14 protein-coding genes are annotated in these 17,883 nt (G+C 70.3%); 9 read left to right on the forward strand and 5 right to left on the reverse strand.

Annotated features, from left to right (window positions below):
- Nucleotides 1–66 precede the first annotated feature (66 nt).
- The gene (glpX, locus tag EOT10_RS29225) at nt 67–1,101 is read left to right on the forward strand and encodes a class II fructose-bisphosphatase (protein ID WP_127831356.1); all 1,035 of its coding nucleotides are present in this window, start codon (nt 67–69) and stop codon (nt 1,099–1,101) included.
- A gap of 76 nt (nt 1,102–1,177) precedes the next feature.
- Here glpX and EOT10_RS29230 read toward each other — a convergent pair whose 3' ends face one another.
- Nucleotides 1,178–1,555 carry a WhiB family transcriptional regulator gene (locus EOT10_RS29230; protein WP_127831357.1) on the reverse strand — a complete coding sequence of 126 codons (378 nt, stop codon included), beginning with the start codon at nt 1,553–1,555 and terminating at the stop codon, nt 1,178–1,180.
- A 163-nt stretch (nt 1,556–1,718) separates the two neighbouring features.
- Nucleotides 1,719–2,387, reverse strand: a complete 669-nt coding sequence (locus EOT10_RS29235; RefSeq protein WP_127831358.1) for a DUF1707 SHOCT-like domain-containing protein — start codon at nt 2,385–2,387, stop codon at nt 1,719–1,721.
- A 288-nt stretch (nt 2,388–2,675) separates the two neighbouring features.
- On the opposite strand from EOT10_RS29235, the gene EOT10_RS29245 reads away from it, so the two are divergent.
- Nucleotides 2,676–4,343 (forward strand): fumarate hydratase, encoded by a 1,668-nt coding sequence (locus EOT10_RS29245; protein WP_189492213.1) that lies wholly within the window; start codon nt 2,676–2,678, stop codon nt 4,341–4,343.
- Between the two features lie 73 nt (nt 4,344–4,416).
- Here EOT10_RS29245 and EOT10_RS29250 read toward each other — a convergent pair whose 3' ends face one another.
- Nucleotides 4,417–5,964, reverse strand: coding sequence for a ricin-type beta-trefoil lectin domain protein (locus EOT10_RS29250; RefSeq protein ID WP_127831360.1), 1,548 nt, complete (start codon nt 5,962–5,964; stop codon nt 4,417–4,419).
- 105 nt (nt 5,965–6,069) lie between these two features.
- On the opposite strand from EOT10_RS29250, the gene EOT10_RS29255 reads away from it, so the two are divergent.
- The 5 genes from EOT10_RS29255 (at nt 6,070) to EOT10_RS29275 (ending at nt 12,886) form a co-directional block, all read left to right on the forward strand.
- Entirely contained in the window at nt 6,070–7,533 is a 1,464-nt protein-coding gene (locus tag EOT10_RS29255; protein ID WP_223281282.1) for a class II fumarate hydratase, read from the forward strand.
- Between the two features lie 73 nt (nt 7,534–7,606).
- A complete protein-coding gene (gene fomD / locus EOT10_RS29260) occupies nt 7,607–8,299 on the forward strand; it encodes a cytidylyl-2-hydroxypropylphosphonate hydrolase (RefSeq protein WP_127831361.1) in 693 nt (230 codons plus the stop codon).
- Nucleotides 8,300–8,435: 136 nt separating this feature from the next.
- Complete coding sequence (locus EOT10_RS29265) at nt 8,436–9,161, forward strand: class I SAM-dependent methyltransferase (protein WP_223281283.1); 726 nt, start codon at nt 8,436–8,438, stop codon at nt 9,159–9,161.
- Nucleotides 9,162–9,213: 52 nt separating this feature from the next.
- Nucleotides 9,214–11,325 (forward strand): ATP-binding SpoIIE family protein phosphatase, encoded by a 2,112-nt coding sequence (locus EOT10_RS29270; protein ID WP_127831363.1) that lies wholly within the window; start codon nt 9,214–9,216, stop codon nt 11,323–11,325.
- Between the two features lie 100 nt (nt 11,326–11,425).
- Entirely contained in the window at nt 11,426–12,886 is a 1,461-nt protein-coding gene (locus EOT10_RS29275) for a catalase (protein ID WP_223281284.1), read from the forward strand.
- 64 nt (nt 12,887–12,950) lie between these two features.
- Here EOT10_RS29275 and EOT10_RS29280 read toward each other — a convergent pair whose 3' ends face one another.
- Both EOT10_RS29280 and EOT10_RS29285 read right to left on the reverse strand, forming a co-directional pair.
- The gene (locus EOT10_RS29280) at nt 12,951–15,227 is read right to left on the reverse strand and encodes a transglycosylase domain-containing protein (RefSeq protein ID WP_127831365.1); all 2,277 of its coding nucleotides are present in this window, start codon (nt 15,225–15,227) and stop codon (nt 12,951–12,953) included.
- Between the two features lie 297 nt (nt 15,228–15,524).
- Nucleotides 15,525–16,460 (reverse strand): LysR substrate-binding domain-containing protein, encoded by a 936-nt coding sequence (locus EOT10_RS29285; RefSeq protein ID WP_127831366.1) that lies wholly within the window; start codon nt 16,458–16,460, stop codon nt 15,525–15,527.
- Between the two features lie 163 nt (nt 16,461–16,623).
- Here EOT10_RS29285 and EOT10_RS29290 point away from each other — a divergent pair, with 163 nt between their 5' ends.
- Together EOT10_RS29290 and EOT10_RS29295 are read left to right on the forward strand one after the other, a co-directional pair.
- Nucleotides 16,624–17,178 carry a peroxiredoxin gene (locus EOT10_RS29290; RefSeq protein ID WP_127831367.1) on the forward strand — a complete coding sequence of 185 codons (555 nt, stop codon included), beginning with the start codon at nt 16,624–16,626 and terminating at the stop codon, nt 17,176–17,178.
- Nucleotides 17,179–17,193: 15 nt separating this feature from the next.
- Entirely contained in the window at nt 17,194–17,727 is a 534-nt protein-coding gene (locus tag EOT10_RS29295) for an alkyl hydroperoxide reductase (protein WP_127831368.1), read from the forward strand.
- Nucleotides 17,728–17,883 lie beyond the last annotated feature (156 nt).

A 17,883-nucleotide genomic window follows, 5' to 3' on the forward strand; every position in this document is an offset into this window, starting at 1 on the left:
GACTGACGATAGAGTCTGGCGCATCACCCTCATCCGGCCGTCGCCGTATCAGAAAGGTGCGTCTCGATGACCGAGCATCATCAGCTGCCGTCCGAACTCGAAGTCCCCGCAGAGGCCCCCGACCGCAACCTCGCCCTGGAGCTCGTCCGGGTCACCGAGGCCGCGGCCATGGCCGCCGGCCGCTGGGTGGGCCGCGGCGACAAGAACGGGGCGGACGGCGCGGCCGTACGCGCCATGCGGACCCTCGTCTCCACCGTCTCGATGAACGGCGTCGTCGTCATCGGTGAGGGTGAGAAGGACGAAGCCCCGATGCTCTACAACGGGGAGCGCGTCGGCGACGGCACGAGCGCCGAGGTCGACATCGCCGTGGACCCGATCGACGGCACCACGCTCTGCGCCAAGGGCATGCCGAACGCCATCGCGGTGCTGGCCGCCGCCGACCGCGGCACCATGTTCGACCCGTCCGCGGTGTTCTACATGGACAAGCTGGTCGCGGGCCCCGAGGCCGCCGACTACGTGGACATCAACGCCCCGGTGGCCGTGAACATCCGGCGCGTCGCCAAGGCCAAGAAGGCCTCCCCCGAGGACGTCACGGTCGTCATCCTGGACCGGCCGCGCCACCAGGGCATCATCAAGGAGGTCCGCGAGGCCGGCGCCCGGATCAAGCTGATCTCCGACGGCGATGTCGCGGGCTCCGTGCTCGCCGTGCGCGAGGACAGCGGCGTCGACCTGCTCCTCGGCATCGGCGGCACCCCCGAGGGCATCATCTCGGCGTGCGCCATCAAGTGCCTGGGCGGTGTCATCCAGGGCAAGCTGTGGCCCAAGGACGACGCGGAGCGGCAGAAGGCGATCGACGCGGGCCACGACCTGGACCGGGTCCTGTCGACGAACGACCTGGTGTCCGGCGAGAACGTGTTCTTCGTCGCCACCGGCATCACCGACGGCGAGCTGCTGCGCGGCGTCCGCTACGGCGCCGAGAGCGCCACGACGTCCTCCCTGGTGATGCGCTCCAAGTCGGGCACGATCCGCCAGATCGACTCGCGCCACCGCCTGGCGAAGCTGCGCGCGTACAGCGCGATCGACTTCGACCGCGCCAAGTAGGGCCGCGGACAAGCGAATACGTGAGCGGGACGCCCCTTGTGCGGAGGGGCGTCCCGTTCGCGTATCGGGGGTGCGGCTAGCCGGCCGCGCGGATCTGGTCGACGGAGCTCGCCGCGCTGCGCAGCTCGACCTCGCGGCGGCGCCTGCGGGCGAGGACCACGCGGCGCTCCGCGGCGGTCAGGCCGCCCCACACCCCGTAGGGCTCGGGCTGCAGGAGCGCGTGCTCGCGGCACTCGACCATCACGGGGCAGCGCGCACAGACGCGCTTGGCGGCCTCCTCGCGGGAGAGGCGGGCCGCGGTCGGCTCCTTGGACGGGGCGAAGAAGAGGCCGGCTTCGTCGCGCCTGCACACGGCCTCCGTGTGCCACGGGGCGTCCTGGTCCCTATCTCGCACTGGCCCCCGCTGTGCGGGGACGGCGGCGACCTGCAGGGACTGATGCGGCGGATGCGGCACGGTCTACTCCTGACGACGGCTTCGCGAGCGAGCGACGATGCAGCAACCTCTACCCGCTGTGTGCGCGCCTATGCACTGAGTTCCGAAGGACGGGCGTTCCCCCGCCACCGTCCGCCGCTCGGCCGCGCCACCTTCCGCCGCTCGTGCGCCGCCGCGCCGCCGGTCAGCCGTCGAGGTGTTTGCGCATGCGGTCGTGCAGATCGCGCAGTCGCTTGCCGCGCTTGGCCTTCGCCTCGATGTTGCCGAGGACCGCGATGCCGTCGACGAAGACGACGGGCGCGTCCGGATCGGCCGAATCGAGGGTGTCGACCTCGAAGTTGCCGAGGACTCCGCCGCCGCTGCCGCGCAGCGAGATGTTCTCCGGGACGCGGATCTCCACGTTCCCGAACACGGAGACCGCCTTGATGACGACCTGCTGGTACTCGAAGATCGCCTCACTGAGGTCGATCTCGACGTTGCCGAAGACGGCGTACGCATGTGTCCTGCGGCCCACGCGCCAGCGGCCCTTGCGGACCGAGGAGCTGAAGACGGCGACGAGGTTCTCGTCGGCGACCGCGGGGACCGCGCCCGTGGTGGGCCGGTTCGGCGCCGGCGAGGAAGCCGCGGGCCGGCGCGCAAGGTGGGCGCCGGGCAGGTCCCGTACCAGCGGTTCGAGTTCCGCGTGGGTCTTGGCGCGGTACACACCGTCGATGCGCTCGGCGTGCTCGTCCGCGGTGAGCCGGCCCTCCGCGAGGGCCTCGCGCAGGACGTCCGCGACGCGGTCGCGGTCGGCATCGGAGGCACGCAGGTCGGTCTGCGGCACGGGCTGCTCGGGGCGCTTCTCCAGGTCCACCCGGCCAGCGTACCCAAACGCGATAGATCGCGACTAGGGGGCGCACCGCGCGAGCCGGAGCGCTACTGAGCCTTACCTCACAGGTTCGCCCGGTCCGGCAGGTTCTACCCTGATTGAACGCTGCCGACGGAGGCCGCCCCCCGACGAGTGAGCCGAAGGGGCGCGCCGGTGCCGAGCGGCCGAACGTGCGGAGGCCCGACGAAGGAGGGTCGAGCACGATCGGGCGCCCGGCACCGGCTTCCGCGCCCCGGAGGCGAACCGAGTCCCGATCAAAGAGGAATGGGCGAGATGCCTGAGTTCGCGTACACCGATCTGCTCCCCCAGGGCGAGGACACCACCCCCTACCGGCTGGTGACCTCGGAGGGCGTCTCGACCGTCGAGGGGCCGGACGGCCGTACCTTCCTCAAGGTCGAGCCGGAGGCGCTGCGCAAGCTCGCCGAAGAGGCCATCCACGACATCCAGCACTACCTGCGCCCCGCCCACCTCGCGCAGCTGCGCCGCATCATCGACGACCCCGAGGCCAGCTCGAACGACAAGTTCGTGGCGCTCGACCTGCTGAAGAACGCGAACATCGCGGCGGCCGGCGTGCTGCCCATGTGCCAGGACACCGGCACCGCGATCGTCATGGGCAAGCGCGGCCAGAACGTGCTCACCGAGGGCCAGGACGAGAAGGCGCTCAGCAAGGGCATCTACGACGCGTACAAGAACCTCAACCTGCGCTACTCGCAGATGGCCCCGCTGAACATGTGGGACGAGAAGAACACCGGCTCGAACCTCCCGGCCCAGATCGAGCTGTACGCGACCGACGGCGGCGCCTACAAGTTCCTGATCATGGCCAAGGGCGGCGGCTCGGCCAACAAGTCCTTCCTCTACCAGGAGACGAAGGCGGTCCTCAACGAGGGCTCGATGATGAAGTTCCTGGAGGAGAAGATCCGTTCGCTCGGCACGGCGGCCTGCCCGCCGTACCACCTGGCGATCGTCGTCGGCGGCACGTCCGCCGAGTACGCCCTCAAGACCGCGAAGTACGCCTCCGCGCACTACCTCGACGAAATCCCCTCCGAGGGCTCGGAGTTGGGCCACGGCTTCCGTGACAAGGAGCTCGAGGAGAAGGTCTTCGAGCTGACGCAGAAGATCGGCATCGGCGCGCAGTTCGGCGGCAAGTACTTCTGCCACGACGTGCGCGTGGTGCGCCTGCCGCGGCACGGCGCGTCCTGCCCGGTCGCGATCGCCGTGTCCTGCTCGGCCGACCGCCAGGCCGTCGCGAAGATCACCGCCGAGGGCGTCTTCCTGGAGCAGCTGGAGACGGACCCGGCACGCTTCCTCCCGGAGACGACGGACGAGCACCTCGAAACCGAAGGCGACGTCGTCAAGATCGACCTCAACCAGCCGATGGACGCGATCCTCGCCGAGCTGACCAAGTACCCGGTCAAGACCCGCCTCTCGCTGACCGGTTCGCTGGTCGTGGCCCGCGACATCGCGCACGCCAGGATCAAGGCGCGGCTCGACGCCGGCGAGGACATGCCGCAGTACATGAAGGACCACCCGGTCTACTACGCGGGCCCGGCGAAGACCCCCGAGGGGTACGCGTCCGGTTCCTTCGGCCCGACGACGGCAGGCCGGATGGACTCGTACGTGGAGCAGTTCCAGGCGGCGGGCGGCTCGATGGTGATGCTCGCCAAGGGCAACCGCTCGCAGCAGGTCACCGATGCGTGCGGCACGCACGGCGGCTTCTACCTCGGCTCCATCGGCGGCCCGGCCGCCCGCCTCGCCCAGGACTGCATCAAGAAGATCGAGGTCCTGGACAACGAGGAGGACGGCATGGAGGCGGTCTGGAAGATCGAGGTCGAGAACTTCCCGGCGTTCGTCGTCGTGGACGACAAGGGCAACGACTTCTTCAAGGACCCGGCTCCGGAGCCGACGTTCACTCACATCCCGGTGCGCGGCCCCGGTCTGTAGACCAGCCGCAGAAGGGCGACGGCCCCGGTCACCGCATGTGCGGTGGCCGGGGCCGTCCCCGTAACAGGGCGCGTCAGCCGGTGAAGTTCTGGCTGGGCGAGCCGTCGCACTTCTGGAGGCGGATCTGTGTCTTCGCGGACGCCTGGGTCAGGCACATGGTCGTGGCCGCCGCGGGGCGAATGGTGCCGGCGTCACGGACGAACTTCTGGTGCTGGCCGCCGTGGCAGTTCCAGATGATCATGCCCGCGCCGGGCTGGTAGGTGGCGTCGCCGGTGTCCAGGCAGCGGTCCTGGGTGAGGCCGGTGATGACGGTCTGGTGGGCCGAGTCGTACCACCAGGTCTGGTTACGGGTGCCCGCGCAGTCCCAGCCGAGGACGCGGGAGCCGTTGGAGCTGACGGAGCTGTCGACGTCCAGGCAGTTGCCGGTGGCGGCGTTCTTCAGCGGCTTGTAGACGTCGTCCCACAGGACCGGGAACAGGGTGGGGGTGCCGGTCGAGTTCACGTCCGCGCAACTGGCCGCCTTCAGGCCGGAGTTGTAGAGCTGGGTCAGGCAGGAGGCGAAGGCGGCGTGTCCGCGGGCGTTCGGGTGGAAGGACTGGCGCAGCGAGTTCTCGTCCGGCGTGCCGGGCTTGGTGACGTCGATGTACGCGCCGCGGGCCCAGGTGTCCTCCATGCAGACCTCGTGGCCCTGGAAGAGCCGCGAGTTGTCGAGGTAGGTGGCGCCGGTGTCCTTGGCGATCCTGTACATGCCGCGCTCGAAAGCGGGGACGGCGACGTTTCGGCCCCACTTGGTGTCGGAGTCGTAGCCCAGGCCGCCACAACTGAGCTTGCCGGGGAAGCTGGGGTTGTCGTAGAAGTCGGGGCCGATGGGGCTGGGGTAGCCCATCACGACGAGCTTGTAGTCGGTGTCGGCGTACCCGGCGCCCTGCATCGTGGTGCGCAGGTCGCGTACGGTCTGCTCGATCTTGGGGACGAGGCCGTCGACGCGGGCCTGCCAGCCGGGGGCGTACTTGGGCTCGCAGGGGCCCTGGGACAGCAGGTAGCGCTCGACGCAGTCGGTCATGACCGGGCCGAACTGGAGGTCGTCGTTGGCGCCCGCGACGAGGACCACCATCTTGATCTTCGTGTTGCGGGCCTTGACGGCCAGGTTGTCGCTCTGGACGAGTTCGTCGGCGTACTGCTTGCTGCCGCCGATGCGGATGTTGCCGCTGTAGGCGCCGGAGCAGGCGACGTTGTAGGTCACGTCGGCCGGGATGGTGGTCTTGTGGATGGCCGAGTCGGCCGAGCGGTGGCACCAGTTGTCGGGGCCGTTGGTGGGGGATTCGTAGGTGCCGATGCCCTCGCCCGAGATCTCGCTGTCCCCGAGCGAGATGAGTGAGGTCTTGCGGTCGGCGAGGGGCCGTTCGGCCGGGGACCCGTAGAGCTGGGTGGCCTCGGCGGCGCGGATCTTCTCCAGGTCGGGCGGGAGCGGTGTGGCGGCGGTGGCCGCCGTGGGTGCCGGCGCCGCGGTCGCGGCCGGCACGCTGAAGCCGACGAGAGCTGCGGCCGTCGCCGCGACAACGGCGACGGCGCATCTGATGCTGGGGCTGATGCTTGGTCTGGTGCGGTGCAGGACGTTCATGACGCCTCCCCGGTTTTCGGTGTTACCCGAGGTATTTACTGGCGGGTAAGTGACTTGGGAATAGCCAGAACAAGACAAGTGCTCAAGTTTTACGGAGGTACGACGATGACGACGGCGACCAGGGCCACGAACGACGACGGCAACGACGACGGCAACGGCGGCGGCAGCGCAGGCGGCAGCGGACCCGGCCGGTACCGGATCGAGCACGACTCCATGGGCGAGGTGCGGGTCCCCGCGGACGCGAAATGGCGGGCCCAGACCCAGCGCGCCGTGGAGAACTTCCCCGTCTCGGGCCAGCGCCTGGAGCGCGCCCACATCGAGGCGCTCGCCCGCGTCAAGGCGGCGGCGGCCCTGGTGAACGCGCGCCTCGGGGTCATCGACGAGGACATCGCCCAGGCGATCGCACAGGCGGCCGGCGAGGTCGCCGACGGGCGCTGGGACGACCAGTTCCCCGTCGACGTCTTCCAGACCGGCTCCGGCACGTCGTCCAACATGAACACCAACGAGGTCCTGGCGACGCTCGCGACGGAACGCCTGGGCCGCGACGTCCACCCGAACGACCACGTCAACGCGTCCCAGTCGTCGAACGACGTCTTCCCCTCGTCGATCCACATCGCGGCCACCGCCGCCGTCACCCACGATCTGATCCCGGCGCTCGGCCATCTGCGGGCCGCCCTGGAGCGCAAGGCGGAGGAGTTCGCCGACGTCGTGAAGTCGGGCCGCACGCACCTCATGGACGCGACCCCGGTGACGCTCGGGCAGGAGTTCGGCGGCTACGCGGCGCAGATCGCGTACGGCGTCGAGCGGCTGGAGGCCTCGCTGCCGCGGCTCGCCGAACTGCCCCTCGGGGGAACGGCGGTGGGCACGGGGATCAACACGCCGCCCGGGTTCTCGGCCGCCGTCATCGCGGAGGTGGCGCGGACCACGGGCCTGCCGCTGACCGAGGCGCGCAACCACTTCGAGGCGCAGGGCGCGCGCGACGCGGTGGTGGAGACGAGCGGGCAGCTGCGGACCATCGCGGTCGGCCTGACGAAGATCGCCAACGATCTGCGCTGGATGGCGTCCGGACCCCGCACCGGTCTGGCCGAGATCAGCCTGCCGGACCTTCAGCCGGGCTCCTCGATCATGCCGGGCAAGGTGAATCCGGTCATCCCCGAGGCGGTCCTGATGGTCGCCGCGCAGGTCACCGGGAACGACACGACGGTCGCCGTCGCGGGCGCGGCGGGGAACTTCGAGCTCAACGTCATGCTCCCGGTGATCGCCAAGAACGTCCTGGAATCGATCCGGCTCCTCGCGAACGTGTCCCGGCTGCTCGCCGACCGGACCGTCGACGGCATCACCGCGAACCGCGAGCGCGCCCGCGAGTACGCCGAGTCCTCGCCGTCCGTCGTGACGCCGCTGAACAAGTACATCGGCTACGAGGAGGCCGCGAAGGTGGCCAAGAAGTCGCTGGCCGAGCGCCGCACGATCCGCGAGGTCGTCCTCGACGGCGGCTATGTGGAGCGCGGCGACCTCACCGTCGAGCAGCTGGACGAGGCGCTTGATGTCCTGCGGATGACACACCCGTGACAGGACCTGGCGTCTGACCGAATTCATGACGCCTGCCGCAGCGTCGTATGCCTGGGGCACCTAATATCTGCGCATGACAGACCGGACGAGCATTCTGGCGGGTGAGACCGACGGTGGGGCCGGGCGCTGGGCGCCCGGCAGCCGGATCCTGTGGCGCTACCGGGCGAACGGCGGCGACGGCTTCCACATCTGCCGTCCCGTGACCGTCGTCGAGGACAGCGCCGACCTGCTGGCCGTGTGGCTGGCGCCCGGCACCGAGTGCGTGAGACCGGTCCTGGCCGACGGCACACCCGTCCACCGGGAGCCGCTGGCCACCCGGTACACGAAGCCGCGCACCGTGCTGCGCGACCACTGGTCCGGCACCGGCGTCCTGAAGCTGGCCCGGCCCGGCGAGCCCTGGTCGGTCTGGCTGTTCTGGGAGCCGGGCTGGCGGTTCAGGAACTGGTACGTGAACCTGGAGCAGCCCCGGGCCCGGTGGGCCGGCGGCGTGGACTCCGAGGACCACTTCCTCGACCTGTCGGTGTACCCGGACCGCAGCTGGCGCTGGCACGACGAGGACGAGTTCGCGCAGGCGCAGGTCGCGGGCCTGATGAGCGCGGCGCAGGCCGATTCCGTGCGCGGCGCGGGGCAGGCGGCGGTCGAGAGGATCGAGACGTGGGGGCATCCGTTCCCCGACGGCTGGCAGCACTGGCGGCCCGATCCCGCGTGGCCGGTTCCCGCCCTTCCGGGTGACTGGGACCGTACGCCCGCGCACGTGTCCTCATGAGACCCTTGATGCGCCCCCGTGGTTCAAACGTAGGATCGTCCTCCGCAAGTGCACGCATCGCACAACTCTTCGCACTTGCAGCAGGTCTGACACCATGTCAACGATGTCGACGAGGCCATCGAGGGGCGGCGGGACCGTGAGTCACGGCAGCGAGAGGCACGAGAGGCGCGAGACGTACGGCGCGTACGGGTCCGGCCACCGGGTCCCGGCGCCCGACCGTACGGGGCAGGCCGAGGCCTTCGACGCGATCGGCTCCCGGTACGACGACGCCTTCCCGCACAAGGAGGGCCAGTTGGCGGCGGTCGACGCGCTGCTCGCGGATCTCGCGCCCGGCTCCCGGGTGTTGGAGGTGGGCAGCGGCACAGGTGTTCCCACGAGCCGCCAACTGGTGGACGCGGGGCACACCGTGGTCGGTGTCGACCTGTCGGCCGGCATGCTGGAACTCGCCCGCAAGAACGTTCCGGGCGCCGAGTTCCGCCAGGCCGACCTCGCATCACTGCGGCCCGAAGTGGGCGAAGAGCCCGGCGAGTTGGGCCAGTTCGACGCCGTCACCTGCTTCTTCACGCTGCTGATGCTGCCCCGCACCGAGATCCCCACGGCGCTGCGGCTGCTGCGCTCGATGCTCAGACCCGGCGGCCGGCTTGCCCTGTCGATGGTCGAGGCCGACCTCGACGACGCCGAGATTCCGTTCCTGGGGCACACAATCCGGGTATCGGGATTTCTGCGGGACGAGCTGCGCCAGGTCGTACGCGACGCGGGACTGGAGATCACCGGCGAGCACACGTACGCGTACGCTCCGGCAAGCACCGAAGTACCACCCGAACACCAGCTGTTCTTCAACTGCCGGCGCGCCGGGAAGTGAAGCGGCACGTCGCAGTGCGACGCGCAGCCCAGGACGGACGGATTCGAAACGCGTGACGGAGCACCCCACCTCCCACGAGGGCCGCCGGCCGGCCGCCCGCCCCGCCGCCCCCGCGGACCCCCGCGGGGCTCTCAGGCGCGCCTCCGGCGCGTTCCCCGTACAGGGCCGCCCCGGTGCCGCGTCCACCGGCGCGACCGCCTCCGCCGACGACGCCGACCCCGGCCTCCGGGGATCCGCCGCGTCCGGCGCCCCACAGCCCGCCCCCGAGCACGGCGGGGCCGCACCCGTACCCGCTCCGGCCGGTCCCGGCCGCGAGGCCGGTGGGAGCGCGCCCGAGCACGCCCTGTCGGACGCCGGGCCCGACGATCCGCACCGCCCGAGGCCCGTGCCCGACCGGCGCAGCGGACAGCCGCGCCCACCGGGGACGCCCGTCGCGATGCGGCGGGACGGGGACCGGCTGCGTTTCGTGGGCGCCGCGACCCGGCGGATCGCCCGGGGCATCGACCTCGACGAGATCGTCATGGGCCTGTGCCGCGCCTCCGTGCCCACGTTCTCCGACGTGATCCTGGTGTACCTGCGGGACCCGCTGCCGGTCGGCGACGAGCGGCCCACCGGGCCCGTCGTGCTGCGGCTGCGCAGGACCGACCGGCTGCGCCTCATCGACGAGGGCGCCGAGGATCCGGACAGCGACAGCGGCGGACTGCTGACCATGACGGCCGCCACCAACCAGGGCGACCCGGTCACGGCCGAGCTGTGCGAGGTGCGCACGGGCGGCGCGCTCGCCGAGGTGCTGCGGGGCGTACGGCCCGTGTTCGCGGACTCGCCCGCGGCGCTGGCCGCGCTGCCCGAGCTGCTCGGCGACGACCCGGACCTCGCCCTGCCCACCGGGCAGCGGGCGATCCTGGCGCCGCTGCGCGGCCGCCGCCGCGTGATCGGCGCGGCCGTGTTCCTGCGGCGCCCCGAGCGGCCCGCGTTCGAGGCAGACGACCTCCTGGTCGCCGGGCAGCTCGCCACGCACAGCGCACTCGGCATCGACAAGGCCGTCCTGTACGGCCGCGAGGCCTACATCGCCGACGAGCTCCAGCGCACGATGCTGCCCGAGACGCTGCCGCGGCCCACGGGGGTGCGGCTCGCGTCGCGCTATCTGCCGGCCGCGGAGACCGCGCGCGTGGGCGGCGACTGGTACGACGCGATCCCGCTGCCCGGCAGCCGCGTCGCCCTGGTCGTCGGCGACGTCATGGGCCACTCCATGACGTCCGCCGCGATCATGGGCCAGCTGCGCACGACCGCGCAGACCCTCGCCGGGCTCGACCTGCCGCCGCAGGAGGTCCTGCACCACCTGGACGAGCAGGCCCAGCGCCTCGGCAGCGACCGCATGGCGACCTGCCTGTACGCGGTCTACGACCCGGTCTCGCACCGCATCACCATCGCCAACGCGGGTCACCCGCCGCCGGTCCTGCTGCACCTGGGCGGCCGCGCCGAGGTGCTGCGGGTCCCGCCGGGGGCGCCGATCGGCGTCGGCGGGGTCGACTTCGAGGCGGTCGAGCTGGACGCCCCGGCGGGCGCGACTCTGCTCCTCTACACGGACGGCCTGGTCGAGTCGCGCCTTCGGGACGTGTGGACCGGGATAGAGCAGCTGCGGGAGCGGCTCGCGGCGACGGCCCAGCTGACGGGGCCCGACCACCCGCCGCCCCTCGAGGCCCTGTGCGACGAGGTGCTCGACATGCTCGGCCCGGGCGACCGGGACGACGACATCGCGCTGCTCGCGGCCCGCTTCGACGGGATCGCGCCGAGCGACGTCGCGTACTGGCTCCTGGACCCGGAGGACGCGGCGCCCGGCCGGGCCCGGCGGCTCGCGCGCAGCGCGCTCGCCCGGTGGGGCCTGGAGGAGCTGACCGACTCGGTGGAGCTCCTGGTCAGCGAGGTCGTGACGAACGCGGTGCGGTACGCGTCCCGGCCGGTCACGCTGCGGCTGCTGCGCACGGACGTGCTGCGCTGCGAGGTCGGCGACGACGTGCCGCAGCTGCCCCGGCTGCGGCAGGCGCGCGCCACGGACGAGGGCGGGCGCGGCCTGTACCTGGTGAACCGGCTGGCGCGGCGCTGGGGCGCTACGCGGCTGAGCACCGGAAAGGTGGTGTGGTTCGAGCTGTCGCATGCGAACTGACGATCGGGACAAATGTTGCCGACACCCGGTCGGCGGAGTTCACTGGCGTGTGGACGTAGCGACCCGACCCCCGACCCTCAGCGATGACGGGAGGACGATCGTGACCGGCACACCCCAGGTCCCGCGGACCACGAGCAACGCGGGCATCCCGGTGGAGAGCGACGAGCATTCGCTGACCGTCGGACCCGACGGCCCGATCCTGCTCCAGGACCACTACCTCATCGAGAAGATGGCCCAGTTCAACCGCGAGCGGGTCCCCGAGCGGGTGGTGCACGCCAAGGGCAGTGGCGCGTACGGCGTCTTCGAAGTGACCAACGACGTCAGCCAGTTCACCAAGGCGGACCTCTTCCAGCCGGGGAAGCGGACCGGGATGCTGGCGCGTTTCTCGACGGTGGCCGGCGAGCAGGGCTCGCCCGACAGCTGGCGCGACCCCCGCGGCTTCGCCCTCAAGTTCTATACGGAACAGGGCAATTACGACATGGTCGGCAACAACACGCCGGTCTTCTTCGTGCGTGACCCGACCAAGTTCCAGGACTTCATCCGTTCCCAGAAGCGCACCGCCGACAGCGGCCTGCGCGACCACGACATGCAGTGGGACTTCTGGACGCTGTCCCCCGAGTCCGCGCACATGGTGACGTGGCTGATGGGCGACCGCGGCATCCCGAAGTCGTACCGCTACATGAACGGGTACTCGTCCCACACCTATATGTGGGTCAACGCCGGCGGCGAGAAGTTCTGGGTGAAGTACCACTTCAAGACCGACCAGGGCGTCGACTTCCTCACCCAGGACGAGGCCGACGAGCTCGCGGGCACGGACGGGGACGCGCACCGGCGTGACCTGTTCGAGGCGATCAAGCGCGGCGAGCATCCGAGCTGGACCCTGAAGGTCCAGATCATGCCGTTCGAGGACGCCCCCGGCTACCGCTTCAACCCCTTCGACCTGACCAAGGTGTGGCCGCACGGCGACTACCCGCTGATCGAGGTCGGCCGGATGAGGCTCGACGAGAACCCCGAGGACTACTTCGTCCACATCGAGCAGGCCGCCTTCGAGCCGTCGAACCTGGTGCCCGGCATCGGCCCGTCCCCGGACAAGATGCTGCTCGGCCGGCTCTTCTCGTACCCGGACACGCACCGCTACCGGATCGGCCCGAACTACGCGCAGCTCCCGCCGAACCGCCCGCGCGCGCAGGTCAATTCGTACGCCAAGGACGGCCCGATGCGGTACACGCCGGCGCACGTGTCCCGGCCCTACGCGCCGAACTCCTACGGCGGACCGGCCGCGGACGTGCGGTCCTACGGGGACCCGGCGGGCTGGCGGGCGGCGGGCGAGATGGTCCGCGAGGCGTACGCCCTGCACCGGGACGACGACGACTTCGGGCAGGCGGGCACGCTGGTCCGCACCGTCCTCGACGACACGCAGCGGGAGCGGCTGGTGGCGAACGTCAGCGGGCATCTGGGCGACGGGGTCACGCGTCCCGTCCTCGACCGCGCGCTCCAGTACTGGCGCCATGTGGACAAGGCGCTCGGCGACCGGATCGCCGCGGCGGTGGACAGCGAGTAGGTCCCCTGCGTACGCGAGAGGGCCCGGAACCGTGTGGTTCCGGGCCCTCTCGCGTACGTCACTGTCAGCCGCCGCCGTGCGGCTTCTTGCTGCTCGAACCGTTCGGGTTCTGCGGGATGCCGAAGGTCGGCGAGGACGTGTCCGTCGGGGGCGTGACGCCGCCCGATGGGGAGTCGGTCGGCGGGGTGGACTCCGGGGTCGAGGACGGCGTGCTGGGCGTCGTCGGCGGGGTCGACTCCGGGGTGGTCGGGGTGTCCGACGCCGGGGTGGTCGGCTGGTCGGTCGGCGTGTCCTGCGGCGTGGACGGCACCTCGACGGCCGCGCCCATGTCCGTGTTGAGGTCGAACTGGGCCGTGGGGTCGGTCGAGTTGAAGGTGTACTGCGCCCAGATGCGGGCCGGGAAGCTGCCGCCGTCCACGCGCGGCAGACCGCCGGCGCCCTTCATGGACACGTGCGCGCCCGCCTCGGACGTCTTCAGCGCGCCCTCGCCGAACAGGCCCACGGAGGTGACCAGATCGGGCGTGTAGCCGGTGAACCAGGCCGACTTGTTTCCGTCGGACGTACCCGTCTTGCCCGCGACCTTCTGGCCGGCGCGGGCCGGGTTGTCGCGGACCGAGGCCTTCGCCGTACCGTCGTCGACCACGCCGGTCAGGACCGAGGTGACCGAGTCGGCGGCGGCGCGGCTGATCACCTGGTTGCCGATCGACTTCGGCAGCGGGATGTCCTGGCCCTGCTTGGCCACGGACTTCACGATCTGCGGGGTGACCTGCTTGCCGTGGTTGTCGAGCGTCGCGTAGACACCGGCCATCTCCATCGGGCTGGCGCCCATGGTGCCCAGGGTCTGCGCCGGGTACGGCTTGAGGTCGGCGGCGTCCATGCCGAGCTTCTTCGCCGTGGCCATGACCTGGTCCATGCCGACGTCGACGCCCATCTGCGCGAAGACGGAGTTGATGGACTTGTTCATGGCGGTCTGGACGGTGACCGGGCCGTAGCTGTGGTCGTCCTCGTTCGGCGGGGCGAAGCCGACCTTCTGCCCGTTGGCGAGGACCGGCCGCCTGTTGGTGCCGTCGTAGATCGTGTTCGCCCGGATCGACTGGCCGTTCTGCGTGGTGGCGCTGTTCTCCAGGGCGGCCGCGAGGATCAGCGGCTTGAAGGTGGAGGCCGGCTGGTAGTCGGTGCGGGTCGCGTTGTTCACGTAGTGCTCGCTGAGGCCCGGGCCGCCGTACAGCGCGAGGACCTTGCCGGTCTTCGGGTCGACCGAGGCGGCACCGGCCTGCACCCGGGAGTCGGCCTTGCTGCTCTTCGGGTGCAGGTTGTCGGTCAGCTGCTGCTTGACCGCCTTCTCCAGCTGCTTCTGCTTCTTGCGGTCGATGTTGAGGGTGACCGTGTAGCCGCCCGCGTCGAACTGCGCCTCGGTGAGGTTCAGTTCCTTCATCACCTCGGCCTTGGCGGCGGTGTAGAGGTAGCCCTCCTGGCCGGTGAGCCCGGCGGCGGCCTTCGGTGCCTTCGGCGTCGGGAACTTCATGCCCTGGCGCTCGCTCGCGCTGAGCCAGTGCATGTCGACCATGTTGTCCAGGACGTAGTTCCAGCGGGCCTTGGCGAGCCGCTTGCCGGTGTCCGTGGCGATGCCCCAGTCGTACTGGTTCGGGGCCTGGAGGAGCGCCGCGAGATACGCGCCCTGCTCCACGGTCAGCTTCTTGGCGTCGATGCCGTAGTAGGCCTGCGAGGCGGCCTGGATGCCCCACGAACTGCGGCCGTAGAAGCTGGTGTTGATATAGCCCGCGAGGATGTCGTCCTTGGACTTCTTGCGGTCCACCTTCAGCGAGATGACCAGTTCCTTCAGCTTGCGCGTGACGGTCTGGTCCTGCGTGAGGTAGTAGTTCTTCACGTACTGCTGGGTGATCGTCGAACCACCCTGCTTGCCCTTGCCGGTGACCGTGTTGATCACGCCGCGGGCGGTGCCCTTCAGGTCGATGCCCTGGTCCTTGTAGAACGTCTTGTTCTCGGCGGCGACGAAGGTCTCCTGGACCGGCTTGGGCACCTCGGAGAGATCGACGATCTCACGGTTGACCTGGCCGATACGGGCCATGGTGTCGCCGTTGCTGTACTTGTAGACGTTGCTCTGCCGCGTCGCGTCCGGGTTGCCCTCGGGGATGTCGATCACCAGGTACAGCACGACGAACGCGCCCATGCAGAGGAGTATCAGCCCGAAGAGCGTGCCGACGATCTTCTTCCAGGTGAAGAGGCGGCGTATGCCCGTCCGCCGGGTGGCCGAGCCCCCGCGCGCCGCCCGGCTCGCGCCACCGCGCTGCCGTGCTCGTCTCGCTTCCGCTCGGCCCATGGTTCCCGTTACTCCGCTTCTCGTGGCTGACGCGTCCGTGCGCCCAGTGCGCACTTCTCGCTCATCAGTGCTTAATCAGCTCATGAAGCTAACACCGCACCTAAGGGCAAAAGAATGTCGATCCGGGCATTTCCGGACGTGACAATCAGCACCTACCCCATGGGAACCGACGATCTGGGGGCTCGGATGGTTGCGTGATTTCCGGTCATGCGCACGAGATCGCACCAGACGCACACGGTCCGCACACGCCTCTCCTCCGGCGGCCCACCCCTCATCCCGCCCAGGACGTGCCCCGCGTCACAGCACCCGTACCGGCAGCGAGTGGACCGCCTCGCGCAGGGCGCCGGCCAGCTCCTCGTACTCCGCGCCGCGCGCCGCCCCCGTCCGCATGGCGAGGGCGATGCGGCGGGTCGGCGCCGGGTCCTCGAAGAACCCGGTGAGCAGCTGGCTGCTGCGGCTGGTCTCCACGGCGAGCGCGGTGCGCGGCAGCAGCGTCACACCGAGGCCGCCCGCGACGAGCTGGACCAGCGTGGACAGGCCGGCGGCCGTCGTGGTCACCGGGGCGTCCGCGCGGCCGGCCTCGCGGCAGATGTCGAGCGCCTGGTCGCGCAGGCAGTGGCCCTCGTCGAGGAGCAGGAGCCGCAGCTCGCGCAGCGCCTCGCGCGGGATGCCCTCGCGGCCCCCGAGCCAGTGGTCGAGCGGTGTGACGAGCACGAAGTCCTCGTCGAACAGGGGGAGTTCGGTGACCCCGGGCACGCCGAGCGGCACGGCGAGCAGGAGCAGGTCGAGCCGCCCCGCCGCGAGCCCGTCGAGCAGGGACGAGGTCTGCTCCTCATGGACCTGGAGGTCCAGGTCCGGGTACTTCTCGTGGACGAGCCGCAGCACGGCCGGCAGCAGATAGGGCGCGACGGTCGGGATGACGCCGAGCCGGAGCGTTCCCGTGAACGGCGCCCGCACCGCCTCCGCCTCCTCGAGGAGCGCGCCCACCTCGTCGAGCACGGCCTTGGCGCGCACCGCGAGCCGCTCACCGGCGGGCGAGAGCAGCACCTTGCGTGTGGTGCGCTCCAGGAGGGTCACGCCGAGCGCCTCCTCCAGGGCGGACACGGCGCCGGAGAGCGCGGGCTGGCTCATGCCGATCGCGGCGGCCGCGTCCCGGAAGTGCAGATGCTCGGCGACGGCCGCGAAGGCCCGCAACTGGGCGAGGCTCGGCTGCCGCCGCTTGCTGCTGGCCATGGTCACTCCCCTTATTACCTACGGCTACTGATAGCCAGGTCCGATCAACAGCACCAAGTCTAGCTATTTCCATAATCAATGCACCCTGTGCCACCATCGTGATCAGTCCAACCCCCGTGGAAAGCCCTCAAAAGGGGCTCGTCCAATGTGCTAGGAGTAGTGCGTGCTCACTGTCGGTGACAAGTTCCCCCAGTTCGATCTGACCGCCTGTGTCTCCCTGGAGAAGGGCAAGGAGTTCGAGCAGATCAACCACAAGACCTACGAGGGCAAGTGGAAGATCGTCTTCGCGTGGCCCAAGGACTTCACCTTCGTGTGCCCCACCGAGATCGCGGCCTTCGGCAAGCTGAACGACGAGTTCGCCGACCGTGACGCCCAGATCCTCGGCTTCTCCGGCGACTCCGAGTTCGTGCACCACGCCTGGCGCAAGGACCACCCGGACCTGACCGACCTGCCCTTCCCGATGCTCGCCGACTCGAAGCACGAGCTCATGCGCGACCTGGGCATCGAGGGCGAGGACGGCTTCGCGCAGCGCGCCGTCTTCATCGTCGACCAGAACAACGAGATCCAGTTCACGATGGTGACCGCGGGCTCCGTCGGCCGTAACCCGAAGGAGGTCCTCCGGGTCCTGGACGCGCTCCAGACGGACGAGCTCTGCCCCTGCAACTGGACCAAGGGCGAGAACACCCTGGACCCGGTCGCGCTCCTCTCCGGCGAGTGAACGGACTGAACTGACATGGCTCTCGACGAACTCAAGTCCGCCATCCCGGACTACGCCAAGGACCTGCGCCTGAACCTCGGCTCGGTCATCGGCAACTCCGAGCTGCCGCAGCAGCAGCTGTGGGGCACGGTGCTCGCCTGCGCCATCGCGTCCCGCTCCCCGCGCGTGCTGCGCGAGCTGGAGCCGGAGGCCAAGGCGAACCTGTCCGCGGAGGCGTACACCGCCGCGAAGTCCGCCGCCGCGGTCATGGCGATGAACAACGTCTTCTACCGCACGCGCCACCTGCTCTCCGACCCGGAGTACGGGACGATGCGCGCCGGCCTGCGGATGAACGTCATCGGCAACCCGGGCGTCGAGAAGGTCGACTTCGAGCTGTGGTCCCTCGCGGTCTCCGCGATCAACGGCTGCGGTCAGTGCCTCGACTCGCACGAGCAGGTGCTGCGCAAGGCGGGCGTCGACCGCGAGACGATCCAGGAGGCGTTCAAGATCGCCGCGGTCGTCCAGGCGGTGGGCGTCACGCTGGACTCTGAGGCTGTGCTCTCCGAGTAGGGCGGTCTATATGTGTGGGCCCCGTTCGGCTGCGTGCCGGGCGGGGCCTTCATGTTCTCTCCCCCAGCCCGCCCCTTCCCGAATGTCCTCAAACGCCGGACGGGCTGGATATTCCAGCCTGTGGGGGTCCCCCCGGACGGAGTCTGGGGGAGTTTG

It is taken from the genome of Streptomyces antnestii (assembly GCF_004005495.1).
In the GTDB taxonomy this organism is placed as follows: domain Bacteria; phylum Actinomycetota; class Actinomycetes; order Streptomycetales; family Streptomycetaceae; genus Streptomyces; species Streptomyces antnestii.

What these genes read in the sequence shown, in the direction of transcription:
- glpX (WP_127831356.1), top strand. Translation starts at nt 67, where the DNA reads ATGACCGAGCATCATCAGCTGCCGTCCGAACTCGAAGTCCCCGCAGAG.
- EOT10_RS29245 (WP_189492213.1), top strand. Translation starts at nt 2,676, where the DNA reads ATGCCTGAGTTCGCGTACACCGATCTGCTCCCCCAGGGCGAGGACACC.
- EOT10_RS29250 (WP_127831360.1), bottom strand. Translation starts at nt 5,964, where the DNA reads ATGAACGTCCTGCACCGCACCAGACCAAGCATCAGCCCCAGCATCAGA.
- EOT10_RS29255 (WP_223281282.1), top strand. Translation starts at nt 6,070, where the DNA reads ATGACGACGGCGACCAGGGCCACGAACGACGACGGCAACGACGACGGC.
- fomD (WP_127831361.1), top strand. Translation starts at nt 7,607, where the DNA reads ATGACAGACCGGACGAGCATTCTGGCGGGTGAGACCGACGGTGGGGCC.
- EOT10_RS29280 (WP_127831365.1), bottom strand. Translation starts at nt 15,227, where the DNA reads ATGGGCCGAGCGGAAGCGAGACGAGCACGGCAGCGCGGTGGCGCGAGC.
- EOT10_RS29285 (WP_127831366.1), bottom strand. Translation starts at nt 16,460, where the DNA reads ATGGCCAGCAGCAAGCGGCGGCAGCCGAGCCTCGCCCAGTTGCGGGCC.
- EOT10_RS29295 (WP_127831368.1), top strand. Translation starts at nt 17,194, where the DNA reads ATGGCTCTCGACGAACTCAAGTCCGCCATCCCGGACTACGCCAAGGAC.